Here is a 12,744-nt window from a genome sequence, read left to right as displayed (position 1 = left end):
AAACGGATGACCGGATCGCGTCGTATTTGCCGAGCATTCGTGCGGCAAACATGCAGTGGATCGATGCGAGGATGGGGTATCAACCGTCGTTCGATGACGACAGTCTTTCGAGCAAAAAGAGACACGAATGTTTGCGTGACGGGCGGCAATGACCTGCCACGCTTCTTTATCAACGCGATGGGCCGCAAGCACTCGCCGTGATCGATGGGACGCACCTGCAACTCGGGTTCCGCCCTGACCTCTCGCGCAGACGCCGGCAGGATTGTCACCCCAAGTCCCGCGCGGACCATAGCCACAGCCGTCATCATGTAGGTCGGCTCACAGGCAATTTCCGGCGTGCAGCTGGCTCGCGCAAACGCGCCGTCAACGACCGCCCGCACGCTGGTGCCACGGGCGGTGAGCACCAACGGCTCGCTTGCGAGATCCGTGAGCATCCACGCTAAACGGCGGTCTCGGTCCGGCATCGAGGCCGACAACCTCATTGAAAAATCGACGTATGCCATCGATGTCGCTGGTCACGATGGTGGCGTGATTGAAGTGCACGATTCGGCCTATGCGGGAAAATCTTGCCCTTATTCTGTCGCACGGCACCCGATTGTGAGAATTGGCGTCGCTATTGAATGAATATCAATGATGGCAATAGAGTTGCGGAAATGGGTTCAAACCCGCGACCTGTGCCTGTCACAATTCGCAGTCAAAGCCGCTAATGCCGCCCGCCCCCTTTTAGCGCGGCTCACCGGTGCTCCGAACTGCGACGCCGCTCAATGCCTTGCCCACCACTTCCCCGCACTGCCAACGTCGGATAACCCCTCGAGGTTCGTCCCGACGTCGGCAATTCTCAGACCTCCCCCTGCAAAATGGCCATCTGATCGTGGCGGTACGCCACCCGGTTAAAATCGCAATCCGACTTCGGCGAGGGCTCGCACCTGGCCTCGTCTTGTCCCGTCCCCGCCGAACGCCGCGTCGACACCGGGCTTCTGAATGCGAACATAGGCCAACTCGCCACGCGCAAAGAATCGCTTCGTCTGGAATGTGGGCGTCAGCGTTAGCGACCACGCTCCGCTGTTAGCCCCATACAGGAGATTGGTCGGTGTGCAGAGCGTGTCTTCGTCACACCCCTTACCCCGTGCCTTGATGTACTCCGCTCTCGCGCCGAGCGACCACTCGCTGGAGAAGTCGTATTTGACGAGCAGTGCGCCGCCAAACGTCTCCGCGCTGCGATCGAGCCCGATTGCCGGGTGGCTGCCCACGCGACTGTATTGGAAATAGGGGGTGAGCGAGAGTGCCCCTGCACTGTGCGTATAAATCAGGTTGACGATATAGCCATTGTTTTGCGCCAGCGGCGTGACACTCGACGACTCGGCATTGCGCGAAAAGCTCCCGCCGCCAACAAATGACACCGAGTTTGACGTATCGATCGCGTAGGAAAGACTCCCCGAGACCCAGTTGTACTTGTTCGAATAATAGCCGTCGTTCAATGACAGCGACGCGCTAACCGGCCCGCTCGCATAGCTCACCTGAACGCCGCGGCTGATAGCCGGCTCCTGGTTCCAGAGCAAGCCTCTTTGAATGTTCACATTCTGAAACGTAAAGGTCGACTCCGCGCCGATCAGCGTGGGAAGCGCGCCCACCATGACATTCAATTCGGGACTGACGACCACCTTCGCATAGGCCACGGGCAGAGGCCCGTAGAGTTGGTCGACGGCTTTGCTCGACTGGACGTACGGGTTCCCGAGCGAAGGCAACGCGTAGGTGCCGGCCTGAAGATAGAACTGGAGAGGGCCTTCCGTCGTTTGCACTTCCAGTTGGGCATTGCCGATGTCGAACCTGGACGAGCGATTACCGGTGCCCGGTGCGTTCACCGTGTTGTTCTGAAAAATCCCCAACGCAGAGACCTGCCCCGATATGTACACCGAACCCAACGGCCCGGCGTCGACCGAGATCGGATCCTCGATCGGCCGGAGGACCCCGGAGAATGCCGGTGCAGGTAGCGCTTCGCCCCACACCGCGCCAGCGGCCAGCAGCGCTGCACAGCCTGCCAATACCTGCGGAATTTTCTTCGATTGAGCAGGCAGCGCCGCTTCTTTACGTGCTTTTGAATCGTTCGAATATTGCGTCATTGATGCGTTCCATTTGTCAGCCATAGTGCCGACAACACGATATGCCTGGACGCATCCATTCCGTGTTTATACGATGACCCGCCACATAAATTCCGAATTCAATTTTGAAGTGGCCTGTGCACCGGCCACTATTGAGATGTCGCGTCACCGACGACATCGCCGCCAACGCTATCAGCACGCAAGATGGTCAATCCGGTGAGCCGGTATCCGACCTGTAGCTCCGTTTTCAGATACTTCGGCTGAGAGAAGTCCTCCTCGAGTTTTTGCCTTAACTGCATCATATAAACGCGCGGATAGTGTGCGCGATCTTCATACGCGGCGCCCCATATCTCGTGCAGCAGTTGCTTGTAAGTGATGACCCGTCCATGGCCGCGAATCAACGTGGCGAGTAACCGGTACTGGATCGGCGTCAGATGGACGATCTGGCCGCCACGCGTCACTTCATGCGTTGCCAGATCTACGCAGACATCGCCGAACCTCACATGGCGGGACGCGACTTCCGCGCCGGTAATGTTCTGCGTCCTGCGCAACAACGCGCGAATTCGCGCCACAAGCTCAGGCACGCCAAATGGCTTGACCAGATAGTCGTCTGCCCCGGCATCGAGCGACTTGACCTTCTCATCCTCCCGCTCGCGTGCCGATAACACCAGAATCGGCGACGAGATCCATCCCCGCAATTCTCTGACCAGTTCCTTGCCGTCGCCGTCGGGAAGCCCCAGGTCGACGATGATCAGATCCGGACGTCGCGTCGCCGCGTCCTGACGCGCTTCTTTAACGCTCGAGGCCTCGAAGACCGCCATCCCCTCCCGCTCCAGCGCGATACGCACGAATCGGCGAATATTGGCTTCGTCTTCGACGATAAGTATTTTCCAACGCATCATTCGACAGTCTCGCAATCGGTGCAGGGTGGGACGTGATAAGGGAGCACGATCTCGAAAGTCGACCCACAAGGCAGGCGTGAGCGCGCCGAGATGGTTCCGCCGTGTGCGCAGACAATTCTGCGGCACAACGCCAACCCCAGTCCCACGCCAGCAATCGACGATTCTTCCTTGCCTCGTGCGAAGGATTCAAATAGCCGCTCGGGGTCTCCCGGCGGCAAGCCCGGTCCGTCGTCTTCGATGGCAATATGTATCGACTCCCCGGACAGACGGGCGCGCACCGCCATCCGGGTGCCGGGCGGCGTGTATTTTGCCGCGTTATCGAAAATGTTGATGATGACGCGCTCCATAAGCAGCGCATCGACGTGAACGAGCAAGACCTCCGACAACAGGTCCATCTCCACGGTTCTGGGCCGCAGCCCCCCTGCCGAGCGAGCAAGTGCGCTACCGAGAATCTCACTCAGTGGATGCCAGTCCTTCTGGAGGTTGACGCCCTCGCTCTGCATGCGGGCCAGATCGAGCAGGTTCGCAACCAATCTGCGAAGCTCGTCCGACTCGACACGAATTGACCTCGCCAGATCGATGCGATCCGACTCGGCCATGCCCTCAGGATGCTCGAGCGTTTCCGCCAGCCCGCGAATGGCGGTAAGCGGTGTCTTCAGATCGTGCGAAACCGCAGACAGCAGCGTATTGCGCATTTTCTCTCCCTCGATCCGGACGATTGTGTCCTGAGCCACCTCAACGAAGTGAATCCGTTCCAGTGCTTGCCCAATCGCCGCACAACAGGCACCGAGCAGCCGCCGGCTATTGGCCGCGCTCGCTACCGTGCCGACATTGGGAAGCACCGCGAGCACACCCCGCGGGGCCATTGGCCCCTTCAACGGCAAGTACAGCGCCGATGCCGCATTCAACGTCTGCGTTCCATGCCCCGACTCTTCGTCATGGTCGAAGGACCACTGCGCTACCGAAAGATCCACGAACGGCGCCTCGCACGTGGCCACCAGATGCCCCCCGGCGTCCGGGACGATCAGCGCAACTTCCGTCTCGAAGAGCGGCTGGATGGTCTCCCGGCACACCTCGACAATCTGCTCCAGTGCGATCGCCCCCGCGAGATCCCGAGTCACACGCACCAGCGCGGACGCATTGCGCTCGCCGTCCCGAGCGATGCGCGCCTCCGCGCGCAACTTGGCAGTCAGTTGCCCGACAATCAGCGCCACGGCCAGCATCAAGCCGAACGAGAACAGATACTGCGTGTCGGTCACTGCGAAGGAAAACGTCGGCTCGACAAAGAAATAATCGAATGAGGCGACTGCCACGACCGATGCCCACACCCCGGCAATCCGCCCCAGCCGCAGCGCGACGAGAACAACGGCGATCAGGAACAGCATCACGACATTCGACAGATCGAACACGCGAAGCAGCCCGCTCGCGATCAACGTCGTGATGACACAAACGCCCGTCGCGATACCGACCGACGTCGCGAGATTGGCATGTCCGCCTAACGTCAGGCGCGCTCGCTGCGTCGGGTCATCGGCAACGTTGATCAGCAGCAGGTCGATCTCGGGATTCGACCGCGCGACACGCTCCGTCAAACGTGGCTTGAAAAGAAACCGGGCGCGCGAGACCCGGTTTCCCAAGATCAGTTTGGTAACGTTGCGCCGCTTCGAATAGTTCAGAATGGCCTGCACCGTATCCTGAGCAGGAATGCTGCAGAACTCCCCGCCCAGGCGCTTGGCGCAATCGGCCAGATGCAGCAGCACACCCTGTGCTTTCGCGTCGTTGCTCTCGCGCGGCAGGTCGACATGCAGAACGATCCATGGGGTCTGCATGTGTTTCGCCAGTCTGGCACCCTCGCGAATCAGCGCGTCATGCGAGGCATCTGCGCCCACGCATACCATCAGCATCTCTCGCGTGCGCCAGACCTTGCGAATCGCATTCGATATCCGGTACGACCTGACGTCCGCATTGACCCGGTCGGCGACCCGGCGCAGTGCCAGCTCGCGCAGCGCAATCAGGTTTCCCCGCCGGAAGAAGTTCTCTTTCGCCTGCGCAGCCGAAGGGGGAAGGTAGACCTTTCCGGCACTCAACCTCGACAACAGGTCGTCGGTGGGCAAATCGACCAGAATGACCTCGGCCGCCAGATCGAAGACGCGGTCCGGGACGGTTTCGCGCACGCGAACCCCGACAATCCCACTGACGATATCGTTCAGGCTCTCGAGATGCTGGACGTTCAACGCGGTGTACACGTCGATGCCGGCGTCCAGCAATTCCTCGATATCCTGCCACCGTTTCGCGTGGCGGCTGCCCGAGAGGTTCGAATGCGCAAGCTCGTCGACAATCACCAATTGCAATTCGGATGCCAGCGCGGCATCCAGATCGAACTCGGTCGCCAGACGTCCATTGACGGTCTGGCATCTGCGCGGCAAAACGGTGAGGCCGTGGGTGAGCGCCTCGGTCTCGTTGCGTCCGTGTGTCTCGACCACCCCGATCCCGACGGCCACGCCACTGCGCTGCATCTGGTGCGCAGCCTGAAGCATCGCGTAAGTCTTGCCGACGCCCGCACAGGCGCCGAAGAATATCTTCAGCTGGCCGCGAGCGGGTCTGTGCGGATCGTCTCCCACAATGCTCAGAAGCTCGTCGGGATCCAGGCGCTCATCTGCCATAAGTCAACGTTGAAAAAATCGGCAATCGACTGCCTAAAAAATCAAAAGAACGGTGTCAACGCGAGGTCGATCATCTTGATGCCGATAAATGGCGTGACAATGCCGCCCAACCCGTAGATCCACAGATTCCGCTTGAGAAGCTTGTCGGCCGGTTCGGCACGATACTTCACGCCGCGTAATGCCAGCGGGATCAGGGCAACGATGATCAGCGCGTTGAATATCACGGCGGAGAGAATCGCGGAACTCGGGCTGTGCAGCCCCATGATATTGAGCGCCGCGAGTGCCGGATAAGTTGCCACAAACGCCGCCGGAATGATCGCAAAGTACTTTGCCAGATCGTTGGCGACGCTGAATGTCGTCAACGCCCCGCGCGTCATGATCATTTGCTTGCCCACCTCGACCACGCGCAGCAGTTTAGTGGGATTGCTGTCGAGGTCGACCATGTTACCGGCCTCTTTGGCCGCCTGGGTACCGCTATTCATGGCCACGGCCACATCGGCCTGCGCCAGCGCCGGCGCATCGTTGGTCCCGTCCCCCGTCATCGCCACCAGCCGGCCCTCGGCCTGATAGTCGCGGATCAACTGCAACTTGTCTTCGGGCGTGGCTTCCGCGAGGTAATCGTCGACGCCAGCCTCAGCGGCAATCGTCGCTGCGGTGAGCTTGTTATCGCCGGTGATCATCACCGTCTTGATGCCCATACCGCGCAGTTCGGCAAAACGCTCCTTGATGCCGCCCTTGATGATGTCCTTGAGCTCCACAACGCCAAGCACCTTTGTCCCGTCGGCCACCACGAGCGGGGTGCTGCCGCGCCGCGAAATCTCATCGACAATGACATTCACCGCCGCCGGGAACACACCGCCCAGTTGCTCGACGTGCGATCGAATCGCAGACGCGGCGCCCTTGCGGATCTGGCGTCCACCGACGTCGATGCCGCTCATCCGTGTGCGTGCGCTAAAGGCGATGGGCACTGCGTCCAGGACTTCTCTGCCGCGAATGCCAAACGCATGCTTGGCGAGAACCACGATCGAGCGGCCTTCCGGGGTTTCGTCCGAGAGCGATGCCAGTTGCGTGGCCTCGGCCAGCGTCTTCTCGTCAACCGCCGGCGCCGGATGAAATTTCGTTGCCTCACGATTGCCCAGGGTAATCGTCCCCGTCTTGTCCAGCAGCAACACGTCGACGTCGCCTGCGGCTTCGATGGCGCGGCCGGAAGTCGCCAGCACGTTGGCGCTCATCATGCGGCTCATCCCGGCGATGCCGACTGCCGAGAGCAACGCGCCGATAGTGGTCGGAATCAGGCAAACGAGCAGCGCAATCAGTACCGTAATACTGACGCTGCGCCCCGCGCCGTTCACCAGCACGCTAAAGCTCGAGAAGGGAAGCAGCGTCACGCACACGAGCAGGAAGATCAGGCTCAATGCGACCAGCAGAATCGTCAGCGCTACCTCGTTGGGCGTTTTTCCCCGCTTCGCGCCTTCGACCATGGCGATCATGCGATCCAGAAACGCCTCGCCGGGTTTGGACGTGACGCGCACGATGATCCAGTCGGAAAGCACCCGCGTGCCGCCGGTCACCGAACAGAAGTCCCCGCCGGACTCACGAATGACCGGCGCGGATTCGCCCGTGATCGCAGACTCGTCGACCGAGGCCGCGCCGCTCACCACCTCGCCATCGGCAGGGATGATGTCACCGGCATTGACCAACACGTAAGCGCCCACGGGCAGCTCGTCGCTGGGCACCGGCCAGCTTTCGCTATCGAGGCTCGGCGTCTTCAGCGCTCGCGCAATGACCGTTCGGCGCGTCGCCCGCAGCGCAATCGCGTGCGCCTTGCCCCGCCCCTCGGCCAGCGCCTCTGCGGCGTTCGCGAAGAGAACCGTGAACCAGAGCCAGGCGGCCACGGTAAAAATGAAGCTCGCCGACTCGCCTGTGCGCTCGATCAGCGCCTGAGCGCCGAGCAGCGTTGCCAGGATGCTGCCGAGATATACGACGAACATCACCGGATTCTTCATCTGGACTTTCGGAGAGAGCTTGCGAAACGCCTCTGCTGCGACCCAGCTCCACGGAACGTCCTTGGGGTTGCGCCCCAACGTCGTCTCGTCAGAAACACCCACTTTTGCATGCGACATAACTACACCCGTTCTTATTGCGCGGAAGACTGGCGCTTGGCGGCCGCGTCTAACGCAAGATTGAGTTCGAGAACATTGACGCGCGGCTCGCCGAACACACCGAGTTGACGCCCTGCCGTATGGCGCTCAACGCTCGAGAGCACACTTTGCAGTGTCAGCCCCCGTGCATGGGCCACGCGGGCAGCCTGAATCCGGGCGTTTTCGACAGAGATATGCGGGTCGAGTCCGGATGCCGACGCCGTGACGGCATCGACCGGAACTTTGGCGTCTGCCCCGAGGCCATTCTCCTGGCGGTATTCCCTGGCGCGTTGCGCCACGGCGTCGAGCAGTTTTTTGCTGGCGACGCCCTGGTTGCTGGCACCGCTCATTGCCGCGTTATACGGACGATCGACCGACTTCGACGGATCGAGCGGATCCGGCTCCGAGGTCACACTCGGGCGGCCGTGGAAATACTGCGGCTGGGTAAAGTACTGCCCGATCATGCGCGAACCGACGACATGTCCGCCGGCCTCGATCAGGCTGCCCCGCGCCTGCGCCGGGAACAGCGCGTTTGCCGCCCCCGTCGTGGCGAGCGGATAAATCACCCCCGTCACAAGCATGAACAGCACCGACGAAATCAGCACCGGCCGGGCGATCCCTTTGAACGGGGAAACGGCCACCGTCTCCAGACCATTGACTGAATGTTTCATGATGGCAGTCCTCAGAACGTAATGCCCGAGAGCATCGACAGATGCTCGACGATCGGCCCCAGCGCCAGCGCTGGCAGGAAAGTCAGTCCGCCGACAATGACGACGACGAACACAAGCAACCCGGTAAACAACGGCGTTGCCGTGGAGAGCGTGCCCGGGCCTTCGGGAACCGCACGCTTTGCCGCCATCACGCCAGCAACGGCGAGCATCGGCAACATCGTGAGGTAGCGGCCGATGAGCATGGCCAGACCGATTGTGGTGTTGAAGAACGGTGTGTTCGCGTTCAGACCGGCAAATGCGGATCCGTTATTCGCCGTTCCGGAGGTATAGGCGTACAGCACTTCGCTGAATCCGTGCGGCCCCATGTTCGACAAGCTGCCCATCGTCGAGGGCATCAGGCAAGCGATGGCGGTGAAACCGAGAATGCTGAACGGATGCGCGAGAATGGCGAGCATCACGTACTTCATCTCGCGTGCTTCGATTTTCTTGCCCAGAAACTCCGGTGTTCGCCCGATCATCATGCCCACCAGGAACACGGTCAGAATGGCGAACGTAATCAGGTTGATGAAGCCGACCCCGATCCCGCCGAACACGTTGTTGAGCATCATCTGGGCAAGCGGAACGAGGCCGCCCAGGGGCGTGAGTGACGAGTGCATTGCGTCGACCGATCCCGTCGTTGCGGCCGTCGTCGTCGTCACGAACAGACTGGTTTGCGCAACGCCGAAGCGCAGCTCCTTGCCCTCCAGATTTCCGCCGCTCTGCGTTTGCGCCTGCTGCTGATCGATGCCCATCGGGTTCATCAGGTCATTCCCGCCGCGCTCAGCCGAATAAACGAGCGCGAGGAATCCGAGGAACATGACCAGGAAAGCGCCCAGGAATGCCCACCCCTGACGACGGCGCAACAACATCGAGCCAAACACGTACGTCAACGACGACGGGATGAGCAGCATGCTCAGGATGTGAAGCGTATTGGTGAGCGGTGTCGGATTTTCGAACGGATGTGCCGCGTTCATGCCAAAGAAGCCACCGCCGTTGGTCCCGATGTGCTTGATCGTTTCAAACGATGCCACCGGCCCAAGAATGATCTGCTGCTTTGCACCTTCAAGGGTAGTGACTACGGCGTCGGCACCGAGTGTTTGCGGCATGCCTTGCCAGACATAGACCAGTGCCATCGCAAAGCAAAGCGGCATCAGCAGGCGATACAGGCAGCGCGTAAAGTCCACCCAATAGTTACCGATGTCTCCCGCATTCTTTCGGCTGAGACCGCGAATGAACCCCGCAGCAGCGGCGAGTCCCGTCGTAGCGCTCACGCTCATTAGGAACGTGACGACGATCATTTGCGAGAGATTCGACAGGCTGGACTCGCCCGAGTACGCCTGCCAGTTCGTGTTCGTCATGAACGAGGCCGCCGTATTGAACGCCAGATCGGGCGTTTGCGCGGCACGCGCGAGCGGGTCTCCCGGCAGCAGATCCTGAACTCGCAACAGAAGGTAGCCGAGAAGCATCATGGCCGCGTTGCTGATGAGAAGCACCATCCCGTACCGCTTCCACGACATCTTTTCTTGCGGATCGACGCCGAGAATCCGGTAGGTGCCGCGTTCCAGAATATTGTGTTTCGGGCTAGTGAACATGTGCGTCATCCACTTTCCCAGAATCGTGACCAATCCGGCCATGATCGCGAGGACGATCGCAAATTGAGTGATATCGTCAAACATGTTTTGACCTATCAAATCCTATCCAAACCGACGATAAAGCCGGCCGTCAGTGTGAAGAAGACGAGCGTTAAAATTACAAAAATCAAGTCACCCATAGGCGCCACCCCGTGCTGGTTTGTGGAATTTCGATTGCCTTGCAATCAAAATCTTTCGGGATTAATCAGAGCGAAGAATAAATACGCAAAAAGAGCCATCGAAGCTGCGCTGGACAGAAGGTCGATAAATGTCATTCAATGCTTTTCCTTATTTAAATTGACAGATGACACAGGCCTCGGGCTCTGCTCAGCGATGCGCCGATCTGCGTATCGACTCAACGCCGATTCACAACCCCGACCTCTTTCGGATCTTTCGATTCGGTCCAGAGATTTTAGGTAGGACGCCGTAAATGCCGGAGTCTATTCCGGAGCACCGATATAAATCCGGCATATAAATTTCGCTCGAGTGCGCCGCGCCCCTTGACCCTTGCGCCGCTTCCGGCTGTGCGTCTAGATGGCACGCATTTCTTTTCGCGTATTTAGTTTTTCCATGAAATGGTGTTCTTAAATTTCTGACATGTGCGTTGAATACCATCGTTGTCGGCCTCTCCTAAAGGTAGGATTCCTATATGTTTTTTTCGACAAAGACGATCGCTTGCCGCTCCTCATCAGTCTGCTTGATTTTTGGCTAGCCCCGGACGGCGCCAGGTGGCACGAAACATGGTCGTGCCGCGTTGCGGCCGGAACACGGGAGCACATCTTCAAGCTCTCGCTGTCGACGGCCGAAACTGGAAAAACGACGAGGCCTGACTCATCAATGGATGGCATGCGTGCCGCTAGAGCGTATTGAGGTGCTGTGCAGCCAGGAAAGCGTGACGACGACCGAGATCTACGTGAAGTCGCATCATTGACGCGGTGTGGTGGGATGGGACCCAATCGCATGACGAAGAAAACGTCATAGGCGGGGAAATATTAGACAGCCGTCTAACATTCGAACGGTACAGACAAAAAAATGCCCGCTTGTTTAGCGGGCACTTTTTTGCAAAGCAAGAGGCTTGGCGGAGAGGGTGGGATTCGAACCCACGGTACGGTATAACCGTACACCGGATTTCGAGTCCGGCGCATTCGACCACTCTGCCACCTCTCCAAGCGTTCTTTCTGCTTTGGTTCGCTGCCTGAGTGGCCTCAAGCAGCGAGAAAGAGATTATAGCCGAATTTCTTCCGCTGCCAACCCCTTTTTTCCAAATTTTTTATGCATCCGGTTTGAGACACTCGATGCCTCCCATGTACGGACGCAGCACGTCAGGGATCGTCACCGAACCATCCGCGTTCTGATAGTTCTCCAGCACTGCCACCAACGCGCGTCCCACGGCCAGTCCCGAACCGTTGAGCGTGTGCACCAGTTCCGGCTTGCCCTGAGCATTACGGAAACGCGCCTGCATCCGGCGAGCCTGGAAGTTCTCCATGTTCGAACACGACGAAATCTCGCGATATGTGTTCTGCGCAGGAATCCACACTTCCATGTCGTACGTCTTCGCACTGCCGAAACCCATGTCGCCCGTGCACAGCACAATCGTGCGGTACGGCAGCTTCAGCTTCTGCAGAATCGCTTCCGCGTGGCCAACCAGCATTTCCAGCGTGTCGTACGACTCCTCAGGGCGCACCACATGCACCAACTCGACCTTGTCGAACTGATGCTGACGAATCATGCCGCGCGTGTCCTTGCCATAGCTGCCCGCCTCCGAACGGAAGCACGGCGTATGGGCCACCATGTGCATCGGCACGGCGTCGGCCGCCAGCAACTCATCACGCACCAGATTCGTCAGCGACACTTCCGCCGTCGGAATCAGATAGAAGTTCTCGATGCGCTCGCCGTCTTCACCGCCCACCTTGCGCGGCACCTTGAACAAGTCGTCCTCGAACTTCGGAAGCTGGCCCGTGCCACGCATCGACGCCGCATTCACGATGTACGGCACGTACATCTCCGTGTAGCCATGCTCCGACGTATGCGTGTCGATCATGAACTGCGCCAGCGCACGATGCAGTCGCGCAATGCCACCCTTCATCACCGAGAAACGTGCCCCCGCGAGCTTTGCCGCCGCATCGAAGTCCAGGCCAAGCGCAGCACCCAGATCAACGTGATCGCGCACCGGGAAGTCAAACACGCGCGGCGTACCCCAGCGGCGCACTTCCACGTTCTGCGTTTCGTCCGATCCGACCGGCACGCTCTCGTGCGGCAGATTCGGCACGCCCAGCAGCAGATCCGACAGACGCGTCTGAATCTCCTCGAGCCGCACCGACGACGTCTTGAGCGTATCGGCAATGCCGCCGACTTCGGCAATCTCGGCCGAAGCGTCCTCGCCCTTGCCCTTCTTCATGCCGACCTGCTTCGAGAGCGCATTGCGGCGCGCCTGCAGCTCCTCGGTTTGCGTCTGGATCTGCTTGCGCTCCGCCTCGAGCGCAGCAAACGTCGCTACGTCCAGCGTATAACCGCGCGCCTTGAGTCGCGCTGCAACGCCGTCGAGATCCTTGCGAAGAAGTTGAATGTCGAGCATGGTGGGATGTCTGTCGTTAGTGGCCC

At 59.8% G+C, this 12,744-nt stretch carries 9 protein-coding genes, 1 tRNA gene and 1 pseudogene; 1 reads left to right on the top strand and 10 read right to left on the bottom strand.

Annotated elements, in window-relative coordinates:
* Positions 1-104: 104 nt before the first annotated feature.
* A pseudogene (locus PBR20603_RS15615) lies at positions 105-449 on the bottom strand (LysR substrate-binding domain-containing protein); the annotation flags it as partial.
* Here PBR20603_RS15615 and PBR20603_RS24175 point away from each other — a divergent pair.
* Positions 427-624, top strand: coding sequence for a hypothetical protein (locus PBR20603_RS24175; RefSeq protein WP_174977933.1), 198 nt, complete (start codon positions 427-429; stop codon positions 622-624). The pseudogene PBR20603_RS15615 and the gene PBR20603_RS24175 sit on opposite strands and share 23 nt — an antisense overlap.
* A gap of 266 nt (positions 625-890) precedes the next feature.
* On the opposite strand, the gene PBR20603_RS15610 is transcribed toward PBR20603_RS24175, so the two are convergent.
* The 9 genes from PBR20603_RS15610 to serS form a co-directional block, all read right to left on the bottom strand.
* On the bottom strand, positions 891-2,120 hold the full coding sequence (locus PBR20603_RS15610; RefSeq protein ID WP_150560431.1) for a porin: 1,230 nt from the start codon (positions 2,118-2,120) through the stop codon (positions 891-893).
* Between the two features lie 128 nt (positions 2,121-2,248).
* Positions 2,249-3,001 carry a response regulator gene (locus PBR20603_RS15605; protein WP_150560430.1) on the bottom strand — a complete coding sequence of 251 codons (753 nt, stop codon included), beginning with the start codon at positions 2,999-3,001 and terminating at the stop codon, positions 2,249-2,251.
* Entirely contained in the window at positions 2,998-5,661 is a 2,664-nt protein-coding gene (locus PBR20603_RS15600; protein WP_150560429.1) for a sensor histidine kinase, read from the bottom strand. Before PBR20603_RS15600 ends, PBR20603_RS15605 begins: the two co-directional genes overlap by 4 nt.
* Before the next feature lie 41 nt (positions 5,662-5,702).
* Complete coding sequence (gene kdpB, locus PBR20603_RS15595) at positions 5,703-7,784, bottom strand: potassium-transporting ATPase subunit KdpB (protein WP_150560428.1); 2,082 nt, start codon at positions 7,782-7,784, stop codon at positions 5,703-5,705.
* Positions 7,785-7,798: 14 nt separating this feature from the next.
* On the bottom strand, positions 7,799-8,473 hold the full coding sequence (kdpC, locus tag PBR20603_RS15590; RefSeq protein WP_150560427.1) for a potassium-transporting ATPase subunit KdpC: 675 nt from the start codon (positions 8,471-8,473) through the stop codon (positions 7,799-7,801).
* 11 nt (positions 8,474-8,484) lie between these two features.
* Positions 8,485-10,188: a potassium-transporting ATPase subunit KdpA gene (gene kdpA, locus PBR20603_RS15585; RefSeq protein ID WP_150560426.1), complete on the bottom strand. Its 1,704-nt coding sequence runs from the start codon at positions 10,186-10,188 to the stop codon at positions 8,485-8,487.
* A gap of 140 nt (positions 10,189-10,328) precedes the next feature.
* Complete coding sequence (gene kdpF / locus PBR20603_RS24610; protein ID WP_150560425.1) at positions 10,329-10,418, bottom strand: K(+)-transporting ATPase subunit F; 90 nt, start codon at positions 10,416-10,418, stop codon at positions 10,329-10,331.
* A gap of 801 nt (positions 10,419-11,219) precedes the next feature.
* Positions 11,220-11,310 (bottom strand) — tRNA-Ser (locus PBR20603_RS15575).
* A 103-nt stretch (positions 11,311-11,413) separates the two neighbouring features.
* Positions 11,414-12,718, bottom strand: coding sequence for a serine--tRNA ligase (gene serS, locus PBR20603_RS15570; RefSeq protein WP_150560424.1), 1,305 nt, complete (start codon positions 12,716-12,718; stop codon positions 11,414-11,416).
* Positions 12,719-12,744: the final 26 nt, after the last annotated feature.

It is taken from the genome of Pandoraea bronchicola, assembly GCF_902459805.1.
Lineage (GTDB): Bacteria > Pseudomonadota > Gammaproteobacteria > Burkholderiales > Burkholderiaceae > Pandoraea > Pandoraea bronchicola.
This window is presented reverse-complemented; position numbering and strand designations above follow the sequence as displayed.

Excerpts from the sequence above, each read along its gene's own strand:
- PBR20603_RS15600 (WP_150560429.1), bottom strand. The coding sequence starts at position 5,661 with ATGGCAGATGAGCGCCTGGATCCCGACGAGCTTCTGAGCATTGTGGGA.
- kdpA (WP_150560426.1), bottom strand. The coding sequence starts at position 10,188 with ATGTTTGACGATATCACTCAATTTGCGATCGTCCTCGCGATCATGGCC.
- PBR20603_RS15610 (WP_150560431.1), bottom strand. The coding sequence starts at position 2,120 with ATGACGCAATATTCGAACGATTCAAAAGCACGTAAAGAAGCGGCGCTG.
- PBR20603_RS15605 (WP_150560430.1), bottom strand. The coding sequence starts at position 3,001 with ATGATGCGTTGGAAAATACTTATCGTCGAAGACGAAGCCAATATTCGC.
- kdpC (WP_150560427.1), bottom strand. The coding sequence starts at position 8,473 with ATGAAACATTCAGTCAATGGTCTGGAGACGGTGGCCGTTTCCCCGTTC.
- kdpB (WP_150560428.1), bottom strand. The coding sequence starts at position 7,784 with ATGTCGCATGCAAAAGTGGGTGTTTCTGACGAGACGACGTTGGGGCGC.
- kdpF (WP_150560425.1), bottom strand. The coding sequence starts at position 10,418 with ATGACATTTATCGACCTTCTGTCCAGCGCAGCTTCGATGGCTCTTTTT.
- serS (WP_150560424.1), bottom strand. The coding sequence starts at position 12,718 with ATGCTCGACATTCAACTTCTTCGCAAGGATCTCGACGGCGTTGCAGCG.